At 57.5% G+C, this 25648-nt stretch carries 30 protein-coding genes; 15 read left to right on the forward strand and 15 right to left on the reverse strand.

Annotated features, from left to right (window positions below):
* Both putA and AC2FND_RS03460 read left to right on the forward strand, forming a co-directional pair.
* Positions 1-3399 carry a bifunctional proline dehydrogenase/L-glutamate gamma-semialdehyde dehydrogenase PutA gene (gene putA, locus AC2FND_RS03455; RefSeq protein ID WP_496767939.1) on the forward strand — a complete coding sequence of 1133 codons (3399 nt, stop codon included), beginning with the start codon at positions 1-3 and terminating at the stop codon, positions 3397-3399.
* Between the two features lie 42 nt (positions 3400-3441).
* Entirely contained in the window at positions 3442-4185 is a 744-nt protein-coding gene (locus AC2FND_RS03460; RefSeq protein WP_480519086.1) for a rhomboid family intramembrane serine protease, read from the forward strand.
* 18 nt (positions 4186-4203) lie between these two features.
* Here the strand turns inward: AC2FND_RS03460 and AC2FND_RS03465 are convergent, their stop codons facing one another.
* Together AC2FND_RS03465 and AC2FND_RS03470 are read right to left on the reverse strand one after the other, a co-directional pair.
* Positions 4204-4989 carry an inositol monophosphatase family protein gene (locus AC2FND_RS03465; protein ID WP_267364343.1) on the reverse strand — a complete coding sequence of 262 codons (786 nt, stop codon included), beginning with the start codon at positions 4987-4989 and terminating at the stop codon, positions 4204-4206.
* Between the two features lie 97 nt (positions 4990-5086).
* Positions 5087-5992, reverse strand: a complete 906-nt coding sequence (locus tag AC2FND_RS03470) for a LysR family transcriptional regulator (protein WP_209504725.1) — start codon at positions 5990-5992, stop codon at positions 5087-5089.
* Positions 5993-6086: 94 nt separating this feature from the next.
* Between AC2FND_RS03470 and metF the strand changes: the two genes are divergently transcribed.
* Together metF and AC2FND_RS03480 are read left to right on the forward strand one after the other, a co-directional pair.
* Positions 6087-6953, forward strand: coding sequence for a methylenetetrahydrofolate reductase [NAD(P)H] (metF, locus tag AC2FND_RS03475; protein ID WP_480482176.1), 867 nt, complete (start codon positions 6087-6089; stop codon positions 6951-6953).
* Between the two features lie 229 nt (positions 6954-7182).
* On the forward strand, positions 7183-7848 hold the full coding sequence (locus AC2FND_RS03480) for a DnaJ domain-containing protein (RefSeq protein ID WP_480493651.1): 666 nt from the start codon (positions 7183-7185) through the stop codon (positions 7846-7848).
* A 49-nt stretch (positions 7849-7897) separates the two neighbouring features.
* Here the strand turns inward: AC2FND_RS03480 and AC2FND_RS03485 are convergent, their stop codons facing one another.
* Positions 7898-8416, reverse strand: a complete 519-nt coding sequence (locus AC2FND_RS03485) for a YHS domain-containing (seleno)protein (protein ID WP_480475567.1) — start codon at positions 8414-8416, stop codon at positions 7898-7900.
* 248 nt (positions 8417-8664) lie between these two features.
* On the opposite strand from AC2FND_RS03485, the gene yghU reads away from it, so the two are divergent.
* Positions 8665-9543: a glutathione-dependent disulfide-bond oxidoreductase gene (gene yghU, locus AC2FND_RS03490; protein WP_496767943.1), complete on the forward strand. Its 879-nt coding sequence runs from the start codon at positions 8665-8667 to the stop codon at positions 9541-9543.
* Between the two features lie 59 nt (positions 9544-9602).
* On the opposite strand, the gene AC2FND_RS03495 is transcribed toward yghU, so the two are convergent.
* On the reverse strand, positions 9603-10391 hold the full coding sequence (locus tag AC2FND_RS03495) for an SseB family protein (protein ID WP_496767944.1): 789 nt from the start codon (positions 10389-10391) through the stop codon (positions 9603-9605).
* The gene (locus AC2FND_RS03500) at positions 10384-10971 is read right to left on the reverse strand and encodes a uracil-DNA glycosylase family protein (RefSeq protein WP_496767946.1); all 588 of its coding nucleotides are present in this window, start codon (positions 10969-10971) and stop codon (positions 10384-10386) included. The genes AC2FND_RS03495 and AC2FND_RS03500 overlap by 8 nt, the downstream gene beginning before the upstream one ends.
* Before the next feature lie 248 nt (positions 10972-11219).
* Here AC2FND_RS03500 and AC2FND_RS03505 point away from each other — a divergent pair, with 248 nt between their 5' ends.
* From AC2FND_RS03505 to AC2FND_RS03520, 4 genes are read left to right on the forward strand one after another with little or no spacing between them, the layout of a single operon-like run.
* On the forward strand, positions 11220-11879 hold the full coding sequence (locus AC2FND_RS03505) for an ABC transporter ATP-binding protein (protein WP_209504732.1): 660 nt from the start codon (positions 11220-11222) through the stop codon (positions 11877-11879).
* Positions 11857-13440 (forward strand): capsule biosynthesis protein, encoded by a 1584-nt coding sequence (locus tag AC2FND_RS03510; protein ID WP_496767948.1) that lies wholly within the window; start codon positions 11857-11859, stop codon positions 13438-13440. Before AC2FND_RS03505 ends, AC2FND_RS03510 begins: the two co-directional genes overlap by 23 nt.
* A 5-nt stretch (positions 13441-13445) precedes the next feature.
* Positions 13446-14279: a 3-deoxy-8-phosphooctulonate synthase gene (kdsA, locus tag AC2FND_RS03515; protein WP_480487624.1), complete on the forward strand. Its 834-nt coding sequence runs from the start codon at positions 13446-13448 to the stop codon at positions 14277-14279.
* Between the two features lie 15 nt (positions 14280-14294).
* Positions 14295-15791 carry a phosphomannomutase/phosphoglucomutase gene (locus AC2FND_RS03520; RefSeq protein WP_480505968.1) on the forward strand — a complete coding sequence of 499 codons (1497 nt, stop codon included), beginning with the start codon at positions 14295-14297 and terminating at the stop codon, positions 15789-15791.
* 47 nt (positions 15792-15838) lie between these two features.
* Here the strand turns inward: AC2FND_RS03520 and AC2FND_RS03525 are convergent, their stop codons facing one another.
* Complete coding sequence (locus tag AC2FND_RS03525) at positions 15839-17794, reverse strand: AsmA family protein (RefSeq protein ID WP_496767950.1); 1956 nt, start codon at positions 17792-17794, stop codon at positions 15839-15841.
* Positions 17795-17889: 95 nt separating this feature from the next.
* On the opposite strand from AC2FND_RS03525, the gene rimO reads away from it, so the two are divergent.
* Positions 17890-19278, forward strand: coding sequence for a 30S ribosomal protein S12 methylthiotransferase RimO (gene rimO / locus AC2FND_RS03530; RefSeq protein ID WP_496767952.1), 1389 nt, complete (start codon positions 17890-17892; stop codon positions 19276-19278).
* A 137-nt stretch (positions 19279-19415) separates the two neighbouring features.
* On the opposite strand, the gene AC2FND_RS03535 is transcribed toward rimO, so the two are convergent.
* A complete protein-coding gene (locus tag AC2FND_RS03535) occupies positions 19416-19604 on the reverse strand; it encodes a hypothetical protein (protein WP_209504738.1) in 189 nt (62 codons plus the stop codon).
* Between the two features lie 227 nt (positions 19605-19831).
* Here AC2FND_RS03535 and AC2FND_RS03540 point away from each other — a divergent pair, with 227 nt between their 5' ends.
* The gene (locus AC2FND_RS03540) at positions 19832-20086 is read left to right on the forward strand and encodes a CDGSH iron-sulfur domain-containing protein (RefSeq protein WP_209504739.1); all 255 of its coding nucleotides are present in this window, start codon (positions 19832-19834) and stop codon (positions 20084-20086) included.
* On the opposite strand, the gene AC2FND_RS03545 is transcribed toward AC2FND_RS03540, so the two are convergent.
* The 5 genes from AC2FND_RS03545 to AC2FND_RS03565 form a co-directional block, all read right to left on the reverse strand.
* A complete protein-coding gene (locus AC2FND_RS03545) occupies positions 20075-20335 on the reverse strand; it encodes a DUF6455 family protein (RefSeq protein ID WP_209504740.1) in 261 nt (86 codons plus the stop codon). The two genes, AC2FND_RS03540 and AC2FND_RS03545, sit on opposite strands and share 12 nt — an antisense overlap.
* Positions 20335-20604 carry a DUF6455 family protein gene (locus AC2FND_RS03550; protein ID WP_209598012.1) on the reverse strand — a complete coding sequence of 90 codons (270 nt, stop codon included), beginning with the start codon at positions 20602-20604 and terminating at the stop codon, positions 20335-20337. The genes AC2FND_RS03545 and AC2FND_RS03550 overlap by 1 nt, the downstream gene beginning before the upstream one ends.
* A gap of 14 nt (positions 20605-20618) precedes the next feature.
* The gene (locus tag AC2FND_RS03555; protein WP_209504742.1) at positions 20619-20870 is read right to left on the reverse strand and encodes a DUF6455 family protein; all 252 of its coding nucleotides are present in this window, start codon (positions 20868-20870) and stop codon (positions 20619-20621) included.
* A gap of 68 nt (positions 20871-20938) precedes the next feature.
* Positions 20939-21307, reverse strand: coding sequence for a YigZ family protein (locus AC2FND_RS03560; protein WP_480919174.1), 369 nt, complete (start codon positions 21305-21307; stop codon positions 20939-20941).
* Positions 21304-22011 (reverse strand): M48 family metallopeptidase, encoded by a 708-nt coding sequence (locus AC2FND_RS03565; RefSeq protein ID WP_496767954.1) that lies wholly within the window; start codon positions 22009-22011, stop codon positions 21304-21306. Before AC2FND_RS03565 ends, AC2FND_RS03560 begins: the two co-directional genes overlap by 4 nt.
* Positions 22012-22132: 121 nt before the next feature.
* Here AC2FND_RS03565 and AC2FND_RS03570 point away from each other — a divergent pair, with 121 nt between their 5' ends.
* Positions 22133-22372 carry a DUF8831 family protein gene (locus AC2FND_RS03570; protein WP_480539288.1) on the forward strand — a complete coding sequence of 80 codons (240 nt, stop codon included), beginning with the start codon at positions 22133-22135 and terminating at the stop codon, positions 22370-22372.
* Here AC2FND_RS03570 and AC2FND_RS03575 read toward each other — a convergent pair.
* Positions 22369-22644, reverse strand: coding sequence for a DUF167 domain-containing protein (locus AC2FND_RS03575; RefSeq protein WP_480482204.1), 276 nt, complete (start codon positions 22642-22644; stop codon positions 22369-22371). The two genes, AC2FND_RS03570 and AC2FND_RS03575, sit on opposite strands and share 4 nt — an antisense overlap.
* A 134-nt stretch (positions 22645-22778) precedes the next feature.
* Here AC2FND_RS03575 and AC2FND_RS03580 point away from each other — a divergent pair, with 134 nt between their 5' ends.
* Positions 22779-23357: a nitroreductase family protein gene (locus tag AC2FND_RS03580; RefSeq protein WP_496767957.1), complete on the forward strand. Its 579-nt coding sequence runs from the start codon at positions 22779-22781 to the stop codon at positions 23355-23357.
* A complete protein-coding gene (locus AC2FND_RS03585) occupies positions 23354-24052 on the forward strand; it encodes an EI24 domain-containing protein (RefSeq protein WP_496767959.1) in 699 nt (232 codons plus the stop codon). Before AC2FND_RS03580 ends, AC2FND_RS03585 begins: the two co-directional genes overlap by 4 nt.
* A gap of 6 nt (positions 24053-24058) precedes the next feature.
* Here AC2FND_RS03585 and AC2FND_RS03590 read toward each other — a convergent pair whose 3' ends face one another.
* Entirely contained in the window at positions 24059-24331 is a 273-nt protein-coding gene (locus AC2FND_RS03590; RefSeq protein WP_496767961.1) for a DUF1467 family protein, read from the reverse strand.
* A gap of 24 nt (positions 24332-24355) precedes the next feature.
* The gene (gene mce, locus AC2FND_RS03595) at positions 24356-24760 is read right to left on the reverse strand and encodes a methylmalonyl-CoA epimerase (RefSeq protein ID WP_496767963.1); all 405 of its coding nucleotides are present in this window, start codon (positions 24758-24760) and stop codon (positions 24356-24358) included.
* Between the two features lie 136 nt (positions 24761-24896).
* Between mce and AC2FND_RS03600 the strand changes: the two genes are divergently transcribed.
* Positions 24897-25616 (forward strand): response regulator, encoded by a 720-nt coding sequence (locus AC2FND_RS03600; RefSeq protein WP_496767965.1) that lies wholly within the window; start codon positions 24897-24899, stop codon positions 25614-25616.
* Positions 25617-25648 lie beyond the last annotated feature (32 nt).

The raw sequence follows: 25648 nt of genomic DNA on the forward strand, positions 1-25648 counted from the left end.
ATGTCTCATTCCCTGCGTACATTAATCGACACCTCAACCTATGCTGACCAGTCGGCGATCCTTGAAACCCTGATCTCTCAGGCCAGCCTGAGCGCTGCGGACCGCAGCGCTATCAGCGCAGCTGCCGCGCAGCTTGTGCGCGACATCCGCTCCAGCACGTCTCCGGGGTTGATGGAGGTGTTTCTTGCCGAATACGGTCTGTCTACCGACGAAGGCGTCGCGCTGATGTGCCTGGCCGAAGCGCTGTTGCGCGTGCCGGATGCAGACACGATTGACGCGTTGATTGAAGACAAAATCGCCCCTTCGGATTGGGGTAAGCATCTTGGGCACTCGTCTTCATCCTTGGTGAACGCCTCGACATGGGCACTGATGCTGACGGGCAAGGTTCTGGACGAAGGCAAGACCTCGCCCGTTGGTGCCCTGCGCGGGGCCATCAAGCGATTGGGTGAACCCGTGATCCGTACCGCTGTGTCGCGGGCGATGAAGGAAATGGGGCGGCAATTCGTGTTGGGTGAATCCATTCACGCCGCGATGGAACGCGCGCGCGGGATGGAAAGCAAGGGGTATACCTACTCCTACGACATGCTGGGAGAAGCAGCCCGGACCGAAGGGGATGCCGCGCGATATCACCTGTCCTACTCACGCGCCATTTCGGCCATCGCTGAGGCCTGTACCCATGATGATATCCGCGTCAACCCCGGCATTTCGGTCAAGTTGTCGGCCCTGCACCCCCGCTATGAACTGGAACAAGAAAAGCGGGTGATGGATGAACTGGTTCCGCGCCTGCGGGCGCTGGCCCTTTTGGCCAAGGCCGCTGGCATGGGGTTGAACGTCGACGCCGAAGAGGCGGATCGCCTGTCTTTGTCATTGCAGGTGATAGAGGCAGTGATGTCCGATCCGGCTCTGGCTGGCTGGGATGGGTTCGGCATCGTGGTTCAGGCTTATGGGCCACGCGCTTCGCTGGTTCTGGACACACTCTATGACATGGCTGAACGCCACGATCGCAAGCTGATGGTGCGTCTGGTCAAAGGCGCCTATTGGGATACCGAGATCAAACGCGCGCAGGTCGAAGGCGTGGATGGCTTTCCCGTCTTCACGCACAAGGCGGTCACCGATGTGTCCTATATCGCCAATGCGCGCAAGTTGCTGGGCATGACAGACCGGATCTACCCACAATTCGCCACCCACAACGCCCATACAGTCAGCGCCATATTGCACATGGCCGAAGGTCAGCCTTTTGAATTCCAGCGCCTGCATGGTATGGGTGAGACATTGCATCAGCTTGTGATGAACAGGCAGAAAACGCGTTGTCGCATCTACGCACCGGTTGGTGCGCATCGTGACCTGCTGGCCTACCTTGTGCGGCGTCTGCTGGAAAACGGCGCAAACTCATCCTTCGTCAACCAGATTGTCGACGAAAACGTCCCGCCGGAAGTGGTTGCCTCGGATCCGTTTGTTACGGTGCTGACACCGCCGCCCCCACTGCCCACCGGGCCCGAACTATTCAAGCCGGAACGCCCCAATTCCAAAGGTTTCGATCTACACCACACCCCGACGCTGGATAAGATTGATGCAGCGCGGGATCAGTTCCGTGCGTATCACTGGTATGCACAGCCGTTGCTGGCTGACGCTGCCAAACCACAGGTGGATGAGCAGGTAATCAACCCGGCGAATCCTGCCGACAAGCCGGGCGCGGTCGCCTCGGCAAGTGAAGCAGATGTGGAACTGGCGCTGTCTTCGGCAAAGCCGTGGCAGGCCCCGGCAGCCGAACGTGCCCGCATCCTGAACTCTGCCGCCGATCTTTATGAAACACACTACGGCGAATTGTTCGCCCTGCTGGCGCGCGAGGCTGGCAAATCGCTACCTGACGCCGTGGCGGAACTGCGTGAAGCGGTGGATTTCCTGCGTTACTACGCCGCCAACATACCTGATGCCGAGCCCGCTGGAGTATTCACCTGCATCAGCCCGTGGAACTTCCCGCTGGCGATCTTCTCAGGGCAAATATCGGCAGCTTTGGCAACCGGGAACGCCGTTTTGGCCAAGCCTGCGCCGCAGACACCCCTGATCGCGCACCGCGCCATTCAATTGCTGCATGAGGCTGGTGTGCCGCGCCACGCGCTGCAATTGCTGCCGGGTGGTCCGACCGTGGGCGCGGCGCTGACATCGGATGCGCGCGTCTCGGGCGTGGCCTTCACCGGCTCGACAACGACCGCTCTCAGAATCCGGTCGGCAATGGCTGGGTCCATGCGCCCCGGCACGCCGCTGATTGCGGAAACTGGTGGCCTGAACGCCATGATCGTTGACAGCACCGCACTTCCCGAACAGGCCGTGCAATCGATCATTGAAAGCGCTTTTCAGTCCGCAGGCCAGCGGTGTTCCGCACTGCGATGCCTGTACCTTCAAGAGGATATCGCAAATGACGTCCTGACCATGCTCAAAGGGGCAATGGATGCCCTGCGCATCGGTGATCCGTGGCTGATCTCTACCGATTGCGGCCCGGTGATCGACGCGCAGGCCCGGCAGGTAATCGCTGATCACGTCGCCACGGCACGGGCCGAAGGGCGTGTTCTGAAAGAGCTGCCGCTACCGCCCGAAGGTATCTTTGTTGCCCCCACGTTGATCGAAATCTCGGGCATTGCCGCGCTGGAGCGCGAAATATTTGGCCCCGTATTGCACGTGGCAAGGTTCAAAGCGCAGGAGATCGACAAGGTCATCGCGGATATCAACGCAACCGGATACGGGCTGACCTTTGGCCTGCAAACCCGGATCGACGACCGAGTGCAGCATGTGACTGAAGCTATCCATGCCGGAAACATCTATGTAAACCGCAATCAGATTGGTGCCATCGTTGGCTCCCAACCTTTTGGCGGTGAAGGGCTGTCAGGCACCGGCCCGAAGGCGGGCGGCCCGAATTACATGGCCAGGTTCTGTGCACCTGATCGGCAAACCACGACAGAAACCTGGGAGCATTTGGCAGACCTACCTGCCCCTCAAGGCCAGCCTGCCCCAATCCAAACCCGTTCTCTGCCCGGCCCAACCGGAGAATCGAACCGGCTGAGCGAATATCCCCGCCCACCACTTCTGTGCATGGGGCCGGGGGAAACGGCGGCGCGCGCGCAGGCTGAAGCCGTACAGGCACTGGGTGGCACGGCCATTCAGGCAACCGGAATGCTTGACCTTCACCGGTTGGAGAACCTGACCGGTATCTCTGGTGTTCTTTGGTGGGGCGATGCTGAAACCGCGCAGCAGATCGAACTGCATCTGGCCCGTCGGGACGGCCCCATTCTTCCCCTGATTCCGGGCAGACCCGACCGCGCGCGTGTGCTGGGTGAGCGCCATGTGTGTGTCGATACGACCGCAGCTGGCGGAAACGCTGCGTTGTTGGGAGGTGCGGCATAAGCTTGCCTTGACGCTGGGCGCGCAAAAGCCCAGCGTCACCTCATGTTTCCGATACGTGACCATAACCCCTCGGGGCGCACGCCTTATGTTGTCTACGTCTTATTGGCGGCCAACATCCTGATCTTCCTCAGCTATGTGGGGATCATGAATGATGCGCCACTTATCAACCGGCTGTTCTTCGATTACGCCATCATCCCGGCGCGGGTCAGCGACGGGGTTGGTCTGGAAACCCTTGTGACATCCATGTTCCTGCATGGGGGCTGGATGCATCTGGCCGGGAACATGCTGTTCTTATGGATATTCGGCGACAATCTGGAAGACGAAATGGGCCATCTGCCCTTTTTGCTGTTCTACCTGGTCGCAGGTATCGGCGCAGGTCTGATCCATGTGGTTACAGGACCGGACTCTCAGGTGCCTACCGTCGGCGCCTCGGGCGCGATTGCGGGTGTCATGGGGGGATACCTACTGCTGTTTCCCAAGGCGCGTGTGGATATTCTGCTGATCCTGGTTGTCTATTTCAGGGTCTTTACCATCCCCGCCTTCATCATGCTGGGCGTATGGCTGGCGATTCAGTTCTTTGGCAGCGTCACCAGCAACCCGGACGAAGGCGGTATCGCCTACTGGGCCCATACCGGCGGGTTTGCCGTGGGGTTGATCTTATGCGTACCATTGTGGCTGCGGCGCGGCGGCGTGCAATTCTGGAACCGCACGCACGGGCATCCGCCCCACCCAGAGACAAAGTACAAGCTGTCGCAGTCTCGTATACCGCGCGTTCCGCGTCGATAAAGCTGGGCTAAGGGGCGATCAGCCCCGGATGACTTTGGCGAATTGATCAAAGATCGGTTCATTCGAACAGATCACTTCACCATCTTCCAGCGCGTTGCCTTCAGGGTTCAGGGCCTGCACGAAGCCGCCCGCCTCTTTCACGATGATGATACCGGCGGCGATATCCCAGGCGTTCAGGCGGCGTTCCCAGAAACCTTCGTACCTGCCCGCAGCCACATATGCCATGTCAAGCGCCGCAGCACCCCAACGGCGCACACCGGCGCAGGCGGGCATCAGACGCGCCAGATCCTGCAGGGTTGCAGGCAGGTCAGATCGACCGCCAAAAGGCAGGCCGGTTGCAAAGATCGATTCAATCATGCGGTGACGCCCCGACACACGAATTCGGGTGTCGTTCATCCACGCACCTTCGCCTTTTTCAGCAAAGAACATCTCATCCTTGGCAGCATCATAGATCACGCCGGCAACGATCTTGCCCTTATGTTCCAGTGCAATCGAAATTGCCCAATGGGGCAGGCCATGCAGAAAATTGGTGGTGCCGTCCAGCGGATCTACGATCCAGCGGCGGGTCGGGTCTTCTCCGTCGATGGAACCGCCCTCTTCGGCCAGCCAGCCATAGGTTGGGCGTGCGCCCAGCAATTCGTCCTTCAGGATGGCTTCGGCCGCGATATCGGCCTTGGAGACAAAATCGCCCGCGCCCTTCATCGACACCTGCAGATTCTCGACTTCACGAAAGTCCTTGACCAAAGAACGCCCCGCCTTGCGCGCGGCCTTGATCATGATGTTGAGATTTGCACTGCCAACCATTGTAAAAGGGCTCCTGTCCGGTCAAGCCGCGCGTATACTGCCGCAAGGCTTCCTTGCCAAGAGGAATGATCGCATAACAGACCCGCAGAAAACGCCTCTACCGGGATTGCAGCTTGCGCGCCTCTTCGCGGGCCAGTTTCACCAGTTCCTGAACATAGGGCTTGTCCAGATCTTCTGATCGGACCGCTGCATAAAGGCGACGCGTGATCCCCTCTTTGGTCAGGGGGCGTGTCACATAGTCCGAGTTGTATTTGACCTCGCGCACGACCCAATCCGGCAAAACCGAGATGCCCCGGTTTGATGCCACCAGAAGCAGGATGACAGCTGTCAATTCCACCTGCCTGATCGAGGCGGGTTCGACGCGTGCAGGGATCAACAATTGACTGAACACATCCAGACGTGTGCGCTCCACCGGGTAGGTTATCAGGGTCTGACCTCGGAAATCCTCAGCCTCGATATAGGCTTTTTCCGCCAGTGGATGGGCTGATGCAGCGACAAAGACGGGATTGTAGTCAAACAGCTCCACAAACTCGACACCCGGCAGATCTTCAGGATCGGATGAGACCACCAGATCAACCTCTTCCTTCTGCAAGGCAGGCAGGGCATCAAAGGCCAGACCGGGTCGGATATCGACATCCACGTCGCCCCAGGATTTCCTGAAGGATTCAAGAACCGGAAACAGCCATTCGAAACACGCGTGGCATTCGATGGCGATATGCATTCGCCCGGTGCGCCCATCCCGCAGCGACGAAAACTCATTTTGTGCCGCCTCGACCTGCGGCAGGATCTGCTCGGCCAACCGCAGCAGGCGCAAACCGGCGGCTGACAGCTTCATCGGCTTAGAACGTCGCAGAAACAGCTCGACCCCGGCCTGATCCTCCAACCCTTTGATCTGATGACTCAATGCGGATTGAGTGATGTTCAACTGGTCGGCAGCGCGTGCCAACCCACCGCATTCATGGATCGCCTTGATGGTACGCAGGTGCCGGAATTCAATGTGCATCTCAAGTATCGTTCATGTTGTTGTTGAATAATATGAGTTTGTCTCACAATGTCCGTCATGGCACAAGATAGTCAGTTGATCCAGTGAGGCAGCCATGTCCAAACCCGAAATTTCATTCGAGTTCTTTCCGCCCAAAACTCTGGAGGCTTCATTCCGCCTTTGGGATACGGTCCAGACATTGGCGCCACTGGAGCCCCGTTTTGTATCAGTCACCTACGGTGCAGGCGGTACGACCCGGGAACTGACGCGCGACGCGGTTGCAACCCTGCATAAATCCTCTGGCCTGAACGTCGCTGCACACCTAACCTGTGTTGACGCCTCGCGGCAGGAAACGCTGGAAATCGCCGACACATTCGCACGTGCGGGCGTGCAGGACATCGTGGCCCTGCGGGGCGACCCGCCGAAAGGGCATGATCGGTTCGTACCGCACCCCGAAGGCTTTAACAGTTCGATTGAGTTGATTGAGGCGCTGGCTGAAACCGAAATGTTCAGCATCCGTGTCGGTGCCTATCCTGACAAGCACCCTGAAGCTGCGGACATGTCAGCAGACGTGGATTGGCTGAAGGCCAAACTTGACGCGGGCGCTGACGAAGCGCTGACGCAATTCTTTTTCGAGGCCGAAACCTTCTTCCGTTTCCGTGACGCCTGCGCCAAGGCAGGTATCGACAAACCGATCGTTCCGGGCATTCTGCCTATTGAAAACTGGGCAGGTGCGCGCAAGTTCGCCAAAAGCTGCGGCACGCATATTCCCGATTGGGTCGAACACGCCTTTGAAAAGGCCGTGCGCGACGGGCGTGAGGATCTGCTGGCAACTGCGATCTGCACCGAGTTGTGCTCGGACCTGATCGAAGGTGGCGTGGACAAGCTGCATTTCTATACCCTGAACCGCCCGGAATTGACGCGCGATGTGTGCTTTGCCCTTGGGATCACGCCGCAGGTCGATCTTCAAAACGTCGCCTGACAACTGAAAAATCCAATGATTCGCCCGGGTTACTAACTTGTCCGGGCGTTTTCCTTTTCTTGTGCGTGACCTGTATCACAGTTACATCCGTGAATTCACGCCTTTGCGGAACAATGGATTCTTCGCATCGCGATTGTTGTCAGCTTCCCTCTCAATCAACAGTGAAATTTGACAAAACCATGCCCTCGGCAACACTAGGGGTGTGTAGTTTTTAATGAGTGTTTTGAGTATGGAACCTGTCGATAAGGTCAGGGCACGCACGGATGCCCTGGCAGATCTGGGCCTGAACCCGTCTGCCAATTCCAGTGAAATACGAGAGGCGTGGCGTCACATCGCCTTTCACACGCATCCTGATCACAAGGAAGGCGACAGTTCCGGGTTTTCACGCGCCAAGGCAGCCTATGATTTTCTGCGCAAAGAAGGGCTGGCGACAAAGGGCGGTGCCGCTGCTGGCCCGCCACAACCACGTCGGGCACGGTTGAAGAAACGAATCATCGAGCTTCCGCAGGAGGATATTGCCGCATGCGAGGCGATGCTGAATCCCGGGCAGGCGCTGTCGCATATGAACAGTCAGACTGGTATTCAACCCAAATGCGGCAGCGATGTCGCTGACCATGTTCCCGACGCGGTCGGATGCTATGGGCGGCACCTGACTTACTTTGTCACGACTCCGGTCAATCAGGGCGCAAATCGTGTGGCTTTGCCAACGACCGTTCTGACCAGTGCGCGGCACACCACAGCGGAAATCCTGAGCTTTCAATCCAGCGACACGGGCGCCGGGGAGGTTGTCATTCCCGATACGATCCGCGAACGCAAATTTCCGGGTGCCAAGAGCGTCAGGATCCGGTTTGACGCCGACCAGACGATACGGGATCAGTTCTGGCTTGCTGGCTGAACGAAAAAGCCCGGCTGGGTAAGCCGGGCTTTGTGCAATTTTGGCCGGGTCAGTTTTTCACCGGACCTTCCGAGGTAAATTTCGGGATCACGCTGGTCGAGGCGTCAGACGGCTCGATACCCGGCCAGTTGCCTTCAGCAAGGTTGATGTTGCCCGGAATGTCTTCTTCGAAGAACCCGACGACCACATCCGTGATGTTGAGATACAGCTTGTCGTCAACGATCCGCCACAAGTTCGGGTTTGCCGGAACCTTGCCACCGCGCGACACGCCATAGGCGCAGTGTCCATCATATTGCGGGGCATAATAGGCCGGGTTTTCCAGAAATTTGTCGCGGTTTTCCTCGGACGAGAATGCCCAGGTTGCACCATTGTATTCGGCAGTAATGCTGGCATTGCCACGCACGCCTTCGTGCTGTGGCTGACCTACCGGTACCTGATCCAGGTTGCGATAGGCGACAACATCATACCCCGAAACGGCAAACCCTGTGCCGTCAATATATTGCGGCCCGGCAAATGCCGGAACGGCCAGGGCCATGGCCGCAGCAAAGGTCAAAGCAAAGCGTTTCATGTAGTTTATCCTTTTCGTTCCAGCGGTATCGGTGACGCCGTGATGGCAGGTCTGGCAAAACAATATGCGATTCCCATTCTGTTCGTAGCCCTCCTCGCGCCGCTGTGACCCCTCTCGAGCAAACGTGAGAGTTTGGTCGCGGATTATTACAAATTATGCCGGAAAAGCTGGGTTGGACTCGGCGGATTGCAACACTACCTGTAAGACTGCATCGAACGCGGCCCGGTCAAAGGCATGAAAGGCAAGAAATGAGCGACCAATCTTCGTATACCCCACCAGCAGTCTGGACATGGGACAGTGAAAGTGGCGGACAGTTCGCCAACATTAACCGACCTATTGCCGGCGCAACCCATGACAAGGACTTGCCGGTTGGACGTCACCCATTGCAGTTGTATTCCCTTGCCACACCCAACGGTGTCAAAGTCACCGTTATGCTGGAAGAGTTGCTGGCATTGGGTCACGAAGGCGCTGAATACAACGCCTGGCTGATCAACATCGGCGAGGGCGACCAGTTCGGTTCAGGGTTTGTCGAGGTCAACCCAAACTCGAAAATCCCAGCCCTTTGGGATCACTCTGGCTACAAGCCGGTTCGGGTGTTTGAAAGTGCCTCGATCCTGTTTCATCTGGCTGAGAAGTTCGGAGAGTTTCTGCCTGCGTCCGGGCCGGAACGGACCGAAGTCATGAACTGGCTATTCTGGCAAATGGGCAGCGCCCCTTATCTGGGTGGCGGGTTTGGCCATTTCTACGCTTACGCGCCTGAAAAGTGGGAATACCCGATCAACCGCTTTGCGATGGAGGCAAAACGCCAGTTGGACGTTCTGGACAGGGAACTGGCGAACAAGACCTATATCGCGGGCGAGGAATATACCATTGCCGACATGGCGATCTGGCCGTGGTACGGTCAACTGGTTCTGGGCCGACTGTACAGCGCGGCAGAGTTCCTTGACGCAGAATCCTACAAGAACGTGGTGCGCTGGGCCAAGGCGATAGACGCGCGGCCTGCGGTTCAGCGTGGCCGTATGGTCAACCGCGCCTTTGGCGAGCCGCACACGCAGCTTCACGAGCGTCACGACGCCAGCGATTTCGAAACACGCACGCAAGACAAACTGGAAGCCGCTGCGGAATAGCAGCGTCCCATCCTAGTACCACGCGGCGCAATATGCGCCGCGTGTTTGCCTTTTGGTCGTTACTTCAGAATTGGCGGTTTCGCGGGATTGCTGCCCGGAACCTCGCGCACCAGATCTGCAACCTGCGGTTCGGGCAGGTCAAAGCGAAGCCCCGTCTTCGCCAGCAGCGCGGCAGCGACGTCTTCTGTGGCAAAGAACCCGACATCCATCGCCCCCGCTTCGATCCCCGAAAACGTCAACGCCTCAGAAGCAGCCTTGGCCAGGGCGGGCTCGCCCCCTTCGACCGCACCGACAAACCCCAGCAAATGACCCTGAGCACCCGCCTCGGATTTCGTGGCGACCAAATAGGCTGCACTGGCAAGCCCACCAGCAGTTGCCAGTTTTGCATCAAGGGCGGTCAACAGGCTGTCCGGCAAACCGGCAGGAGGCATGAACTCGGCCAGCTTTTCCTCGACCTCTTCCGGGCCATGCTGCAACGTTTCGGCCAGCCAGCCCAAGGCCTCGGCAGGCACCAGCATGGATGATGGCGCAGTTTCCAGGTTCAGGCCCAGCCCGATACCCTGCCCTGCCAGCATCCCCGACAACACGCGCCCCGACAGCGCAACATAAGGCACGGGCCGCCCGGCAAACCGCGCCAATCGTTCCTCGCGGTCGAAAGCCAACACAAAGCGCCCATCGGCCACATCGAACACTTCGGGCGAGATGTTTTCGCCCACCGCTTCCTCGGTCAGCATCAAAAACAGCTCGCTATCTGCAAGCCGTTCAAAAAACCGCAGACGGGTGGCATCGTTCTGCGGATCTGCCAGCATCGTGGCATGCGCCGTGTCCAACGCTGTGGTTTCAGTCATTCAGCACCTCTTGAACCCGCGCGCGCAGAACCGGCAGCAGTTCTGCCTCGAACCACGGGTTTTTCTTTACCCATGCCGTATTCCGCCAGGACGGATGAGGCAAGGCAAAGACCCGCGGCGCATGGTCCTGCCAGTTCCGAACGGTATCTGTCACCGACCCGCGCGCGCCCAGATGATATTTATGCGCATGACCGCCGACCAACACCGTCAACGGCACCTGCCCCAGTTCCTGCATCACCCTGTCATGCCAGGTATTGCCGCATATCACGGGCGGAGGAAGGTCCGCACCGCGGGCATCATAACCAGGGAAACAGAATGCCATGGGCACAATCGACACAAGGTCACGATCATAAAAAACAGGTTCATCGACCCCAAGCCAGTGGCGCAGCCTGTCGCCTGACGGGTCTGTAAAGGGCCGTCCTGACTCGTGCACGCGCGCACCCGGTGCCTGCCCCGCGATCAGGATTGGTGTTCCGCGCCGAAACCAGACCACCGGGCGGGGTTCATGAGCAGTTCTCGTTTGCGCGAAAGACGCGGCGCACAGGCGACACGCGCGGATTTCGCCATCTAAATCTTTCATCTGGTTGCGAAACCTCCCAAAGCTGTTTTGCAAAGATCAGGCCTGAAACCACATAATATAGGTGCGGCAGATTACCAGAAGTGCAGCGGAATTGCCGACAACCGATCAGTTGTTTGCGGGTTCGGCAGCAACGCATTGAACATTTGTTTCATAATTCGACATAATGTAGCCAACATGGATCGGTAAAAACCATCCTTTCTGACCGCCAAAACCGCGGCAACACAACGGAAACGAGCAGCAGGCTGCGAATGCTAGAATTCGACAATGTCAGCAAGTCCTTCTGGACCGGGACGCGCCGTAAGGTGATCCTGGACAGGGTCTCATTCCGTGTCGAACTGGGCACGTCGCTGGGCGTTCTGGCCCCGAATGGTACTGGCAAAACCACACTGATCAACATGATGGCCGGTCTGGAAAAACCCGACGAGGGTGTAATCCGCCGCGAATGCCGGGTCTCGTTTCCAATGGGATTCACCGGGGGTGTAACCGGCAAGTTGTCAGCGCTTGAGAACGCGCGATACATCGCCAAGATTTACGGTATGGACCCGGACTATGTTGAGGCGTATTGCAAATGGCTCTGCGGTTTGGGTGAATATTTCGAACAGCCGCTGTCCACCTATTCTTCGGGAATGCGGTCACGATTCACGTTTTCTTTGATGCTAGCGCTGGATTTCGACATGTATCTTGTCGATGAAGGGATGCCAGCATCTACAGATGTTGAATTCAACGAAAAGGCAGGGGCTATCCTGAAGGAAAGGTTGCGCACTACGACATTGGTGATCGTGTCGCACAGCCCGACTGTATTGGAAAAATTCGCGCAGCAGGCCGCCGTTCTGCTGGACGGGCAATTGTACATGTTTGACTCCTTGGAAGAGGCAAAGCAGCTATATGACTACGAAACCCAAGGTTAGAAAGTACACCTGGCGCAGCAATCGCCCGGTGGACGATTCGGCCGAGGCGCGTGCGGATGCAATCTCGCGCATACGAGGCGCGACGCAAGGCCAGGCACCGGCGGCCGAGGCCCAGCCAGGCACGCAAATTGACGACATCAAGCGCGAAGGTCTGACAGGTCGCCAGTTGCGCATTGCGCGAAAACTGGCGCAGAAACACGGACTGGCAGCAACATCGGACTATGATGCGGTGCGCTTGCTGCGCAAGAAAGGCATTGATCCGTTTCAGCGCACGAACCTTCTTGATCTTGCCGCGGCAAAGCCCTCGGCACAGGGCGACAGCTCGAAGGTCAAAGACAAGATCAGCATTCAGTTGCCGCAATCCATAGGCGCAAGCACGCCAAACCTTCCGGGACCCGAGCTCAGCCCGGCTGAGCGGCGCAACCTTGAAATCGGTCAGATTCAGAAGGACATCGCGCGTCGACGCAGGCGTAAGCTGTTTGGCCTTTTCGCGCGTCTGGCCGCCTTTGTGTTCCTACCGACCTTTGTTGTGGGGTTCTATTTCTATCGCATCGCCACCCCGATGTATGCCAGCGATTCCGAGTTTCTGATCCTGCAAGCCGATGGCGGGCCGGGTTCCATCGGCGGGCTGCTTGCCGGGACGCAATTCGCCACCACACAGGATTCAATCTCGGTTCAGTCTTTCCTGGAATCGAAAGAGGCTTTGTTGCTGCTGGATCGGGACGCAGGGTTTTCTGATGTCTTCAAGCAGGAATCGATTGATCCGATTCAAAGGCTATCACCCGACGCCACGCTGGAAGACGCATACAAGCTGTTCAAACGCATGATCACCATCGGGTATGACCCAACCGAAGGGGTCATTCGGATGGAAGTTGTTGCACCAGATGCACAGACATCGACCGAGTTCTCGGAGCGTTTGATCTCTTACGCCGAAGCCCGGGTGAATGCCCTGTCCGGCAAGAAGCGCGAAGACCAGATGCGCGACGCATTGGAAAGCTTTGAAGCGGCGCAGGAGGCGCGGCGGCAGGCGCAGGAGGAATTGATCGAACTTCAGCTTCAAGGGGCAGTGCTGGACCCCGAGAATGTCATTGCCAGCCTGCGCGCACGCATCAACGAGATCGAGATATTGGTGCAGGACAAAGAGCTTGAACTTGCCGCCCTGCAAGACAACCTGCGCCCGAACAAAGCCAAGGTCGACGGCGTCAAGGCTGACATTGCCCGGCTTGAAAAGGTGCTGGAACAACTGAATGCCGAGATGCAGGATGCTTCCGATGGCGAAAATTCGCTGGCGCGGTTGAGTGTGCGCATCCAGATCGCTCAGGCGGATCTGGCGGCGCGGGACATGATGCTGCAAACGGCAATGCAGCAAATGGAATCGACCCGATCCGAAGCCAACCGACAGGTGCGTTACCTGACCGTCTCGGTGAACCCGATACCCAGTCAGGAACCCAGCTATCCGCGCAAGTTCGAAAATACGATTTTGGCATTCCTGTTGTTTGCTGGTATCTACCTCATGATCTCGCTTACCGCGTCGGTCCTTCGTGAACAGGTATCCTCATAAGACTCATGAAACATGTAAAAATCTCCGACCTGACAGTCGGCAACGACCTTCCGCTGACTATCATTGCGGGCCCCTGCCAGCTTGAAACGGCAGACCACGCACAAATGATTGCGGGCAAGATGAAAGAGGCCTGCGATGCAGCCGGTGCGCAATATGTCTTCAAGGCGTCTTATGACAAGGCAAACCGGACCTCACTGTCCGGCAAGCGCGGCATGGGCATTGATGCCGGGTTGCAGGTTCTGGATAGCATCCGCAAGACAATGGGCATTCCGGTCCTGACCGATGTTCATACCGAAGCGCAGTGCGCCATAGCTGCCGAGGCGGTAGACGTCCTGCAAATCCCGGCGTTCTTGTGCCGCCAGACGGATATGCTGCTGGCTGCGGGCAATACGGGCGCTGTGGTCAATGTGAAAAAGGGTCAGTTTCTCGCGCCGTGGGAGATGCCCAATATCGTGTCCAAGATCGAAAGCACGGGGAATCATAATATCCTGCTGACCGAACGTGGCACTTCGTTCGGCTATAACACACTGGTGGCTGATATGCGGTCCCTGCCGCAAATGGCCCAGACCGGGTATCCAGTAGTGATGGATGCGACCCATTCCGTGCAGCAACCGGGCGGAAAAGGTGGCTCCTCGGGTGGGCAACGCGAATTTGCTCCGGTCATGGCGCGCGCCGCCGTGTCGCTGGGTATTGGCGCGGTGTTCATTGAAACACACCAGGATCCGGACAATGCTCCTTCGGACGGGCCCAACATGATTCCGTTGGATCAGATGCCCCAACTCATTGACACTTTGATGCGCTTTGATGCGCTGGCCAAAGCTGATCCTATTCAGATTTAACGACTGAGACTTGTTATGACCAAACCAATTCCCGAGGTAACACCAAATACCTGGAGCTTTCTGCGTGACGCGATGATCAAACCCACCGGGTTTCGCGAATATGACGCCCGCTGGAAATATCCGGAAGAGATCAACCTGCCGGGCATGACGGCGCTTGGCCTTGGACTGGGTACTCAAATGCGCAGGCGCGGGATCGAGCCCGTGATCGCTGTCGGCAATGACTACCGTGATTACTCTTTGGCGATCAAAAACGCCCTGATCCTGGGATTGATGCAGGCCGGTATCCGCGTGAAAGACATTGGCCCTGCGCTTAGCCCAATGGCCTATTTCGCACAGTTTCATCTGGATGTACCGGCCGTGGCGATGGTTACGGCCAGCCACAATCCAAACGGCTGGACCGGTGTAAAAATGGGCTTTGACCGTCCTTTGACACACGGCCCCGACGAGATGTCTGAATTGCGCGACATCGTTCTGAACGGCGAAGGTCAGACGCATGAGGGTGGATCTTGGGAATTCGTCGAGGGCGTGAAAGAAGCCTATATTGACGACCTCGTCGGCGATTTCAAAATGTCCCGCCCGCTAAAGGTTGTCTGCGCAACCGGAAACGGCACCGCTTCGGCCTTTGCGCCCGAAATCTTCGAACGGATGGGGGTTGAAGTCGTCTCCAGCCATAACCGGCTGGATTACACCTTCCCAAACTACAACCCGAACCCCGAAGCGATGGAAATGCTGCATGACATGGCGGCAACGGTAAAATCCAGCGGTGCCGATCTGGCACTTGGGTTTGATGGTGACGGTGATCGCTGCGGCGTCGTCGATGATGAAGGCGAAGAGATCTTTGCCGACAAGGTGGGTGTGATCATGGCCCGCGATCTGGCCAAGCTGCACCCCGGATCGACCTTTGTCGCTGATGTGAAATCCACCGGCCTGTTTGCCAGCGATCCCGAGTTGCAGGCCCTTGGCGTCAAAGCAGATTACTGGAAAACCGGCCACAGCCACATGAAACGGCGCGTCAAGGAAATCGGTGCGCTGGCTGGGTTCGAAAAGTCAGGTCACTACTTTTTAGCCGAACCGGTGGGGCGCGGTTATGACTGCGGAATGCGCGTCGCGGTCGAGATCTGCAAGCTGATGGACCGCAACCCGGATCAAAGCATGTCAGACCTGCGCAAGGCGCTGCCCAAGACCTGGTCGACGCCCACGATGTCACCTTATGCAGCAGATACCGAAAAATACGATATCCTGCAGCGTCTGGTCGACAAGTTGGTTGCCAAAAGCGAGGCTAATGAGACTTTCGCTGGTCGTGCGATCAAAGAGGTCGTTACGGTGAACGGCGCACGTGTCATTCTGGACAATGGCAGCTGGGGGCTGGTGCGGGCTTCATCCAACACACCCAATCTGGTGGTCGTCTGTGAAAGCAGCGAAAGCGAGGCTGAGATGCGGGCGATCTTTGTCGATATCGATGCGGTGATCAGAACCGAACCCGGTGTTGGAGATTACGACCAGACCATCTGAAGAAAACTGCTTGGGGCATATCTGATTGTCCCAAGCGCAACACTTGCTCAGTTTCCGCCAAACAGTTTGAGCAGCCCTTTCTTCGCCTCTTCTTCCAGCTTGTTCTTGAGCGCATCTTCGATCTGATCGCTGTCCGTGATGGTGGTATCCAGCTCGTTTCCAACCTTCTCGAAAACTTTCTGTTTCGCGTCGTTTTCCAGCTCTTTGACCTTCACATCTGCCGCTGCTTCGATGACCTTGGTCAGGTCCGGCTTGATTGATGGGTTGCTCCACGGGCCAACGATGCGCACAGGCACCGAGATGCCCTGCCCCGAATTGGCACGCAAAGCTACGGGCGTGAACAGATAATCGATATTGCGCACACCCAGACCCACGACCCCCTGACCATCGGCGCGGAAATTCTTGAGCGACATGAGCAGATCGTTATTCGTCAACACACCCTGATCGATGGTGAAGCTGGCCGACAGGCTGTTGAACACAGTTGTCCCGCCCGATCCGGTCCCCTGCCCCATAAGTCGATCCAGATCGAAACCGGATATTACCCCCGTCCCGACATCCAGATTTCCCTTACCGCTGAGAGACCGCATGATCTGATCCTCAGACCGACCGACACCCAGAAACTCAATGGTTCCTGCCGCGGTTCCCGACAGGCGTTCGACACCGGCCAGTGTCGACAACGCCTGTTTCAGATCAATCTCACTTGCCGTTACCTTGCCGCCCACGGACAAGCCATTGCGATTGTTGGCAACCACCTGTCCGTTCAACTGACCCGAAAACAACGTCGCCGGATGCATCGCAAGAACCGCCCGCGCGCGATCCAGTGTCAGTGTCAGGTCACTTTTCCCAAACGTCATGCCGGGAACGGCGATTGAGTTGGCCGTCAGGCGAATATTGCCATTTGCCAAAGCCAGAGCGGATGCGTCGATTGGGTCTTTTGACCAGCCTTCTTGCACTGGTGAGGCAGGTTGAGACGCGCCACCCGGCCCGGAGCTGGTTTCGGCTATCTTCGACAGGTCCAGATCGCCCGCATCCAGGCGTGCGACGATCTGAGGAGGATCAGAAATGGTGATATCCGCCTCTCCGACAAACCGGTTGCCATCCAACTGCGCTGTCATGTTCCGCAGGGAAATCCGACCGTCCCGCGTATAGGTCATTCGCGCAGAGATATCGGCAACGTTACCCAATCCCGACGGCACAACCACACCAGCCTGACCGAAGGCCGCCAGCATCTTTTCCGTATCTCGGGTGATGATCTTTGTGGTCCCGTCCATTTCTCCGGCCAGATTGACTTGGCCGTCAAATCCGATCTTGCCGCCCGGCGCAGCCAGAGCCAGTTCAAGCGCGGTTGCGGATCCCGCGGCAAAAGCTGGCAAGTCCGGGATCTTCAGATCGACCTGAACAGCACCTCCGGGTACAGGCATTGATGCCTCCATTACCATCGGTGCAGTGACCTGCGGCCAACTGGCCGACAAGGTTACATCCGGAAAATCCATCTGCGTGGCGCCATCTTCCACATAAATCAACCGCGCGTTCGTAAGCTGCAACTCTTCCAAAGTTACGACCGACGATGCGCCGCCCGGAACCGTCCCCGCAGACGGTGTGGCAGTGGCGGTGGTCACAGGCGCGCTCAGCTCCCAGTTTCCGCGCCCTTGCGAACGCTCCAACCGCAGCACCGGGTTGTCCGCGAAAACGCGTTTGATCCGCAGATCCCCATTCAAAAGCGCAGCAGCATCCACGCCCACGGCAAGGCTATCAGCGCTCAGCATCGGCTCTGGCCCGGCCCAGCTGGCGTTCCCGAAACGCACGGGCCCGGTTTCCATCCCAAGCACCGGCCAGAACGACAGGCGCACATCGCCGCTCAATGTCAGTTCGCGCCCGGTCTGAGCTTTGACCTGCTCGGCCAAAATCGCGCCAAGCTTGTCTCCGGGCATCAGCAATAGCGCGCCGATCACCAGCCCAAACACCGCCACGACAATAAACAGGATGCGTATCAGCCATTTCATGGTCTGCTCTCCGCCTTTTGGCTTGTCTTTGCCGCGATCATTAAAATCACACGTCACATTTGCAAGGGGAAGCTTTCCCCACTATACGCCGCGCCATGACAACGAACCCGCCAAACCTCCGCCCTGACCTGGCTCCGGCTGCCCGGATCACCGAGACACCCCGTTCGAACCAGCCGACGATCGGCATGGTTTCGCTGGGCTGTCCAAAAGCTTTGGTCGACAGCGAACGCATTCTGACCCGGCTTCGTTCTGAAGGATACGGCATTTCTCCGGATTATGCCGGGGCCGATGCCGTTATTGTGAACACTTGCGGGTTCCTCGACAGCGCCAAGGCAGAATCGCTGGATGCGATCGGAGAGGCGCTGGTTGAAAACGGCAAGGTTATCGTCACCGGCTGCCTGGGGGCCGAACCGGATTACATCCGTGAACACCACCCCCGCATCATGGCGGTCACCGGTCCGCATCAGTACGAGCAGATTCTGGATGCGGTTCACGCCGCCGTTCCCCCTGACCCTGACCCGTTCGTCGATCTGCTGCCCGCCAGCAGTGTGCGACTGACCCCCCGCCACTACAGCTATCTGAAGATTTCCGAGGGCTGTAACCACAAATGCAAGTTCTGCATCATCCCCGATATGCGAGGAAAACTGGCCAGCCGTCCGGCCCATGCGGTTCTGCGCGAGGCGGAAAAGCTGGTCGATAGCGGCGTGCGCGAACTGTTGGTAATCTCACAGGACACGTCTGCCTATGGGCTGGACCGGAAATACGATGTGAACCCGTGGAAAGACCGCCATGTGCGCAGCCACATCACCGATCTGGCCCGAGAACTGGGTCAGTTGGATGCCTGGGTGCGGCTGCACTATGTCTATCCCTATCCTCATGTGCGCGAGTTGATCCCCCTGATGGCGGATGCCGGGTTCAACATACTGCCGTATCTGGATATCCCATTCCAGCACGCCCACCCGGATGTTCTGAAACGGATGGCACGCCCCGCCGCAGCGGCCAAAACTCTGGACGAAATTCAGGCCTGGCGCGCAATCTGCCCCGATATCACCCTGCGCTCGACCTTTATCGTTGGCTATCCGGGTGAATCCGAGGCCGAATTCCAAACCCTGCTGGACTGGATGGACGAGGCGCAACTGGATCGTGTCGGCTGTTTTCAATACGAAAACGTGGATGGTGCGCGCTCAAACGACCTGCCCGATCACGTCCCGGCCGAAATCAAGCAAGAGCGGTGGGATCGCTTCATGGAAAAGGCCCAGGCCATTTCAGAAGCCAAGTTGCAGGCGAAGGTCGGACAAACGCTTCAAGTAATCGTCGACGAAGTGGATGACGAAGCCGCCACCTGCCGCACCAAGTCGGACGCACCCGAGATCGACGGCAACCTGTTCATTGACGAAGGTTTCGAAGACCTCAAACCCGGTGATATCGTCACGGTCGAAGTGGACGAGGCGGGGGAATACGATCTGTGGGGGAAACCCGCTTAACTCCAATAGCCTGCCCTACAAAGCTCTCGGGTGAATAGCTACGTGGTAATGCGCAGGTAGAAAAAAACCGCCGTGAATGGCGGCGGTATTTCCTGAAAAAGTGCAGGCGGTCCGAAACCAGACCGCCTGCGAAAAGCTTACTGAGAAACCGGGTTGCAGACGGTTTGACCTGCTTCGGTTGTTGCCAGTTCATAGCCTGCCGAGCAGCTGGCCGAACCATACTTGTCATAGTCAGGCTGTACGTAAACAGGTGTTGGTTCTTCCTGCTGCGCACAAGCAGTCAGGACCAGGGCAAATGCGCCAACGGCTGCAAGTTTCAGTTTCATGTCCGTCAATCCTCTATTACTTTTCTGATATTGCCCAGCTTTTCGGGGCCGCCACCAGAATACGGGTTGAACGGCAATCTGGCAACAGCATCAATCACATCATTGTGAGACAGAGCGATTACATGCCAGTTGGAAACCCAAATAACGATCCTAGCGGCATTATTGCTACCCTTTTGTCTGCATCGTCTTAAACTGTGTAACGTTTCAGCCAAAGACGGAGAAGCCACATGCCTGACACGCCAGTTATAGCCCAGAGAACTCCTTTTCCAATCGAGGTTGTCGAAGGCAAAACCTATTTCTGGTGCGCATGTGGAAAGTCGAACCGGCAACCCTTTTGCGATGGATCACATAAGGGCAGCGGGCTCGAACCTGTGAAATACACAGCTGAAACCAACAAGAAGGTCTTCTTTTGCGGTTGCAAACATAGTGCGAACCCGCCGTTGTGTGATGGAACCCACAAAGACCTTAAATCAGACCTTTAATCTGTTCAGCGTCTCTGAATTTGCGCAAAAATCCGGGGCCACATCCGCCGGGCTCTGTCGCTGAGCCAGCCAGTTGGCGCATTGCGTGTCACAGCCTGAGGCCCGGCAGCGCGTGACCAATTCGGCGTATCCTTCGGGCGACAGCCGCCCTTCGGCCATGGCTTCGCTCAGTGAAATTCCCATGCTTCGGGAAACAGAACGCGTCAACCAAAAGTGCTTTTCGACCTCGCCCAAGATGTCCCGAGGCATCACGCGTCCTCCGCTTGCAACGACTTGAGAGCCGTGAATCGCTCGCGATTCGGGCACGTGCATGGGGCTTGATCAATCTGTTCGCGTTGCTCCAACCATTCCGGGCAGTTTCTGGCCCACGCACAGCCACGGCATTGCTGCACGATCTCGGCCCAATCCTCATGTTTCAGGTGACCATCCCGATAGGCTGCGGCCAGGTCGGTTCCTGTGACCTCGCCCATCCGCAGTACGAGGCGAAGATGGGCCATGATTTCACCGAGTCGTGGCATGGCGAACCTGACAGTTAAGGCATTAGTTTGTGCAACAATTCCTGGTTACGGCAATATTCCGGTGTCCGCCCGGCGGTCGCCATTTTCTTGAGCAGGTCCTGACAATGATCCGGGTTCGGACAGTCAGTACATCGCAGAACTGCCTCGGAAATCTGGTCGACAGATACTTTGCCACCAATGGCTGCTTCCTCAAGATCGATGTCCAGCATTCTGGCCATATCGTCCACCAATCCGGCATGAAGCCGCAAGGACTCTCGGGTGGGCATACTGTATCCTTTCACTTTCGCGCTTTGCGAAATCGTAGCGCATCCGGGGCGTCAGACTTTGACACAGGTCAAGATTGGATGCCGATGTGATCCAGATAGGCCCGGGTTGCATCCTGAACGCGGCGAAAGCGGTCCCCGCCCAGCTTTTTGCCTCCGTACCATCGGGTGACGATGATCACGTGATTGTCCAGCCCTGCACGTTCGATCATCCGCAGGATTACCATACCAGCGCCGCTCTCCCCGTCATCAGCCTTCAGCGCGCCGGTCGGCAAAAAGGCGGCCCAGGTGTTATGTGTGGCCTTGGCATAGGATTTATCGGACTTCAGTTGGTCCAAAACCGCGTCAACGTCCGCGCGTGACGCCACAGGCGCGCCAGATACCGCATATTTCGACCCGCGATCCGTCAAAATCACGCCAAGGCGCACAAGATCGGTCATTGCGTCAGTCCCAGTTGCATCGCGGTTTCAATCACGATGTGCACGCGCTGTGCGTTTGGCGGGTGGGTGCCAAGAAACCTGTCGCCGGGATCCGGAATCCGATCAAAGAACTTTGCCCCAATCAGCGGGTTGTAGCCCGCGTTATGCGTAATGATCGTGCCCATCTCGTCAGCTTCAAGCTCAAAAGCCTTTACATAAGCCTGAACACCAACTTGCGCACCCACTTTCTGAGCCTCTTCTATGTCGGCGGCGTCGCCCCCGCGCAGCTTCTCGGCCTTTCCGAACTCGGTGGCGCTTGCGCTGGCATTTTCGCTTTGCCGTGCGATGTGCCCCAGCACGTGATGGGCCGCCTCATGCCCCATGACAAAAGCCAGTTCATCTGCGTTTTGCGCGGAACGGATCATCGCAAGGGTAAAAATGATGGTGGGTTGCCGCTGGTCGTCCAACGTCTGAAACGCATTGGCTGGCGCACGTGGGTTCAGATCAACGAGAATCCGGAAATCGCATCTCTGAGGTCTTGATTGCTTCAAGCACTGGCTACGGGCCTCGGCCCCGATGTTCTGACTGACTTCGCGAAAGGTCTGGGCAACATCCTCAGAACCCGGCCCTTCACCCAGCCAATCCGCAGCAGGTTGCACGCGCAATCCACCTTCCGCACAGGCCGCAAGAAGCAGGGGAAGCACCAAAACAAAGCGTCTGCGCATGTTACATCCTTCGGCTCGGTCTGACCGTGATTTCAACATAGTACGTGCCGTTCGGCGTGACCACACAAGGCTTTGAAACGAACGTCTTGCATTGCGCGTCGACGGCTTGCACTCTGTCGTTATGTTTTCGATTGAGCATGAATTCGACTCGACGGTCATAACGCTTGTGGACGAAGGTGAAAAACCTTTGCAGGAAGATGTTGTGATCAACAATTTCGCCGAATGCGTCACGCTGGAACAGTTTGATCCGCGAACCGAACAGGTGCAAAAGATCACCTTGTCGCCGGAACAGGTCCGCGATCTGGCCGCAGCGCTGGACCTGCCCGAGGGAGTTTACCAGATCCGTGAAACGGGATCTTAGGGCGCATAGACAAAAACCTTGCTGCGCGAAGTTTGCCCCTGCTTGAGTGACAGTGTCGAAGGCGCGACGCCAAGACATTTCGCAAGAATTACCTGAACCGCATGGTTGGCTTTACCACTGTCAGGCGGTGCCGTGACAAATACCCTGATCTGCCCGTCTTCCACAACCACCCGGTCGCGTGCAGCCTTGGGAGTTACTTTCAGATGAAACGTTGTCCCGGCGTGCGCCTGCGCGCTGAGATCCGGCAGATCTCGTAGTTTGGATTTCGCCATTGTCGCCCTTTCCCTCAATAGTCTTGCATGATGGGCGGTGGAATGAAATTGATCCACGCGATCCGTCGCCGCGCCCTTGAAACCCTCGGCATGCCGACCAAGATACAGAGACGTGATGTAAAGGAAGTTAACATATGTCCATGAAAAACCCCGCTGCTCTGGAGTTTTTGCAGGCGCGCCGGTCCCGACCTGCCAAGACACTGGTTGCCCCGGCCCCGACACCGGACGAGTTGCGCCCCTTGTTGATCGCAGCTGCACGCAGCCCCGATCACGGAAAACTGGAACCCTGGCGATTTATCGTTCTGGAACAGGGGGCCATGGCAAGACTGGCAACCCTGACCGAAACCTGCGGGCAAAGGCTGAAGAAAAGTCCGGAAGATATTGCAAAAGCACGCAGCCAATTTGACATGGGACATCTGGCCGTAGCGGTGATCGAAGTACAAAAACCGTCCGAAAAAATACCTGCAATCGAACAAACCTATTCTGCGGGCGCGGTCTGTCTTGCCTTGCTGAATGCCGCGCTGGCCGCAGGCTGGGGTGCAAACTGGCTATCGGGTTGGCAAACCCATGACCACGACTTCTGCGTCGACGCCTTTGGACTTGCTGACAACGAACGTGTCGCCGGGCTGATACATATCGCCACCGAGGGAACAGCACCACCCGAACGCCCGCGGCCCGATGTGGCAGCCTTGACGGAATGGATCACAGAATGATCATCCTGAACGCCTTTTTCAGCGCGCTCGGCCAGATCGGAGACCCCAAATTCCGCGCCGTTCTGCTGCGCGGTGTAGGTTTGACCATCCTGTTGCTGGGTCTTGCCTGTGCGGGTGCGATCAGTTTGATCAACTGGTTGTCGGGCAGTGAAATCTCTCTGCCGTTCGTCGGCGCAGTTCCATGGCTGAACGACGTTCTGAACTATTCAGGTATCGTTCTCGTCCTGATCTTGCCTGTTTTCCTGATGGTGCCGGTGGCGTCAGCCATCACATCGATCTTTCTGGACGAAGTGGCACAGGCGGTCGAGGACAAGCATTTTCCAGCCTTGCCACCTGCACGACGCATCCCGGTGTCAGAGGCCCTGATGGACGGCCTCAGCTTTCTTGGCGTGCTGATTGTCGCAAACCTGCTGGCGCTGATCCTTTATGCGATCTTCACCCCGTTTGCACCCTTCATCTTCTGGGCCATGAACGGGTTCCTATTGGGGCGAGAATACTTCACGCTGGCTGCAATGCGCCGGATCGGGCGGGATGGCGCACGCCAGTTGCGGGCCAGGCATTCGACCACGATCTGGGTCGCTGGAACGCTGATGGCCATTCCGCTGTCGATACCGCTGTTAAATCTGGTGATCCCGATCCTTGGCGCGGCGACATTCACCCATATTTTTCATACTGTGTCAGGCCAAAAGGTCTGACACAGATTAGCGCGGCTCCAGTTGGCTCAACCAGTCGAAGTCCCGCACTGAAATTGCACCAGATATGATGATCCCGGCAATGATAGCCCACAAAACCACTGCAATGGCGGTGGTGATCCACATCTTGGCCTTCAGATGATGGACTTCCGGCGCGCCCGCATGGGTGCCCGGAACGATATCGTTCAGGTCACCCTGAGTTTTGATGCGAATGGGCAGAACCACAAGCAACGTCATGAACCAGATGACGGCGAACAGCACCAATGCAGCGGTAATGGTCACTTCAGCCCCTCCGGGTTTTGCGGATCATACCTGTTCCAGCTCGACAAGGCAGCCGTTGAAGTCCTTGGGATGCAGGAACAGCACCGGCTTGCCATGCGCGCCGATCTTGGGCTCACCCGACCCCAGAACACGGGCACCGGTCGCTTTTAAATGATCACGGGCGGCGATGATGTCTTCGACCTCATAGCATACGTGATGAATACCGCCTGCCGGGTTCTTTTCCAGAAACCCGTTGATAGGGCTGTCGTCGCCCAGCGGGTACAAAAGTTCGATCTTGGTGTTGGGCAGTTCGATGAACACAACCGTGACGCCATGATCCGGTTCGTCCTGCGGCCCGCCAACCTTGGCGCCCAGCGCATTGCGGTATTGCTCGGATGCCGCCTCAAGGTCGGGTACGGCGATGGCAACGTGGTTCAGACGTCCAATCATGTCTCACTCCTGATGTCCTGCGTTGCGTGGGTTATGGGGGCTGCTCTGCGAAAGAACAAGTGCGCCAAATCGCGCGTTAACGTCGTGTTAGCCAGAAGTTCCTAGCGTGAAGCATCTGCTGGATAGGAGAGCTGCCATGGACGATTCGGGCCTCATTGCCACCACCGCCGCCACGCCCACCGCAACGCGGCCCTTGCTGGGACAGACAATTCTGGTTGTTGAAGACAGCCGATATGCCTGCGATGCGATCCGCCTGATGTGCCTGCATAGCGGCGCACGTATCCGACGCGCTGACTGCCTGAAATCGGCACGGCGACACCTGCAGATCTATCGCCCTTCGGTCATTCTGGTCGATATGGGCCTGCCCGACGGTTCCGGAGCTGACCTGATCGCCGAACTGGCCGACGCTTCACCACGGATCAGCGTGATCATGGGCCTGTCGGGCGATGACGCTACCGAAGGTCTGGCGTACGCAGCCGGGGCGGATGGATTTCTGTCCAAGCCGATAAAATCATTGTCTTATTTTCAGAAGTCCATCCTGGAGCGCCTGCCCGAAGATCGACGCCCAAGCGGGCTCCGCTCGGTTCGAGATGAAGTCATCCGCCCCGACCCGATGGCCTATCAGGACGACATGGCGCACATCGCCGATGTCCTTACCGGGCTCAACGATCATCGCACATGGGATTACGCCGCCCAGTTCCTGCAAGGGGTCGCACGGGAAGCCGATGACAGACCCTTGGCAGAAGCCGCCCGAAAGCTGGCGCTGTCACGAGCGAACGGTGCACCAATCACGGCGCAGGCAGCGCAGGTCGCCGGCATGGTGCAGAACCGTTTGGAACAAAGAAAGGCGATTTGACGTGATTGCAGCCTACTTCATCACCGCGACGC

Source organism: Ruegeria sp. BHSB056, from assembly GCF_059613305.1.

Excerpts from the sequence above, each read along its gene's own strand:
- putA (WP_496767939.1), top strand. The coding sequence starts at position 1 with ATGTCTCATTCCCTGCGTACATTAATCGACACCTCAACCTATGCTGAC.
- AC2FND_RS03460 (WP_480519086.1), top strand. The coding sequence starts at position 3,442 with ATGTTTCCGATACGTGACCATAACCCCTCGGGGCGCACGCCTTATGTT.
- AC2FND_RS03465 (WP_267364343.1), bottom strand. The coding sequence starts at position 4,989 with ATGGTTGGCAGTGCAAATCTCAACATCATGATCAAGGCCGCGCGCAAG.
- AC2FND_RS03470 (WP_209504725.1), bottom strand. The coding sequence starts at position 5,992 with ATGCACATTGAATTCCGGCACCTGCGTACCATCAAGGCGATCCATGAA.
- metF (WP_480482176.1), top strand. The coding sequence starts at position 6,087 with ATGTCCAAACCCGAAATTTCATTCGAGTTCTTTCCGCCCAAAACTCTG.
- AC2FND_RS03480 (WP_480493651.1), top strand. The coding sequence starts at position 7,183 with ATGGAACCTGTCGATAAGGTCAGGGCACGCACGGATGCCCTGGCAGAT.
- AC2FND_RS03485 (WP_480475567.1), bottom strand. The coding sequence starts at position 8,416 with ATGAAACGCTTTGCTTTGACCTTTGCTGCGGCCATGGCCCTGGCCGTT.
- yghU (WP_496767943.1), top strand. The coding sequence starts at position 8,665 with ATGAGCGACCAATCTTCGTATACCCCACCAGCAGTCTGGACATGGGAC.
- AC2FND_RS03495 (WP_496767944.1), bottom strand. The coding sequence starts at position 10,391 with ATGACTGAAACCACAGCGTTGGACACGGCGCATGCCACGATGCTGGCA.
- AC2FND_RS03500 (WP_496767946.1), bottom strand. The coding sequence starts at position 10,971 with ATGAAAGATTTAGATGGCGAAATCCGCGCGTGTCGCCTGTGCGCCGCG.
- AC2FND_RS03505 (WP_209504732.1), top strand. The coding sequence starts at position 11,220 with ATGCTAGAATTCGACAATGTCAGCAAGTCCTTCTGGACCGGGACGCGC.
- AC2FND_RS03510 (WP_496767948.1), top strand. The coding sequence starts at position 11,857 with ATGACTACGAAACCCAAGGTTAGAAAGTACACCTGGCGCAGCAATCGC.
- kdsA (WP_480487624.1), top strand. The coding sequence starts at position 13,446 with ATGAAACATGTAAAAATCTCCGACCTGACAGTCGGCAACGACCTTCCG.
- AC2FND_RS03520 (WP_480505968.1), top strand. The coding sequence starts at position 14,295 with ATGACCAAACCAATTCCCGAGGTAACACCAAATACCTGGAGCTTTCTG.
- AC2FND_RS03525 (WP_496767950.1), bottom strand. The coding sequence starts at position 17,794 with ATGAAATGGCTGATACGCATCCTGTTTATTGTCGTGGCGGTGTTTGGG.
- rimO (WP_496767952.1), top strand. The coding sequence starts at position 17,890 with ATGACAACGAACCCGCCAAACCTCCGCCCTGACCTGGCTCCGGCTGCC.
- AC2FND_RS03535 (WP_209504738.1), bottom strand. The coding sequence starts at position 19,604 with ATGAAACTGAAACTTGCAGCCGTTGGCGCATTTGCCCTGGTCCTGACT.
- AC2FND_RS03540 (WP_209504739.1), top strand. The coding sequence starts at position 19,832 with ATGCCTGACACGCCAGTTATAGCCCAGAGAACTCCTTTTCCAATCGAG.
- AC2FND_RS03545 (WP_209504740.1), bottom strand. The coding sequence starts at position 20,335 with ATGCCTCGGGACATCTTGGGCGAGGTCGAAAAGCACTTTTGGTTGACG.
- AC2FND_RS03550 (WP_209598012.1), bottom strand. The coding sequence starts at position 20,604 with ATGCCACGACTCGGTGAAATCATGGCCCATCTTCGCCTCGTACTGCGG.
- AC2FND_RS03555 (WP_209504742.1), bottom strand. The coding sequence starts at position 20,870 with ATGCCCACCCGAGAGTCCTTGCGGCTTCATGCCGGATTGGTGGACGAT.
- AC2FND_RS03560 (WP_480919174.1), bottom strand. The coding sequence starts at position 21,307 with ATGACCGATCTTGTGCGCCTTGGCGTGATTTTGACGGATCGCGGGTCG.
- AC2FND_RS03565 (WP_496767954.1), bottom strand. The coding sequence starts at position 22,011 with ATGCGCAGACGCTTTGTTTTGGTGCTTCCCCTGCTTCTTGCGGCCTGT.
- AC2FND_RS03570 (WP_480539288.1), top strand. The coding sequence starts at position 22,133 with ATGTTTTCGATTGAGCATGAATTCGACTCGACGGTCATAACGCTTGTG.
- AC2FND_RS03575 (WP_480482204.1), bottom strand. The coding sequence starts at position 22,644 with ATGGCGAAATCCAAACTACGAGATCTGCCGGATCTCAGCGCGCAGGCG.
- AC2FND_RS03580 (WP_496767957.1), top strand. The coding sequence starts at position 22,779 with ATGTCCATGAAAAACCCCGCTGCTCTGGAGTTTTTGCAGGCGCGCCGG.
- AC2FND_RS03585 (WP_496767959.1), top strand. The coding sequence starts at position 23,354 with ATGATCATCCTGAACGCCTTTTTCAGCGCGCTCGGCCAGATCGGAGAC.
- mce (WP_496767963.1), bottom strand. The coding sequence starts at position 24,760 with ATGATTGGACGTCTGAACCACGTTGCCATCGCCGTACCCGACCTTGAG.
- AC2FND_RS03600 (WP_496767965.1), top strand. The coding sequence starts at position 24,897 with ATGGACGATTCGGGCCTCATTGCCACCACCGCCGCCACGCCCACCGCA.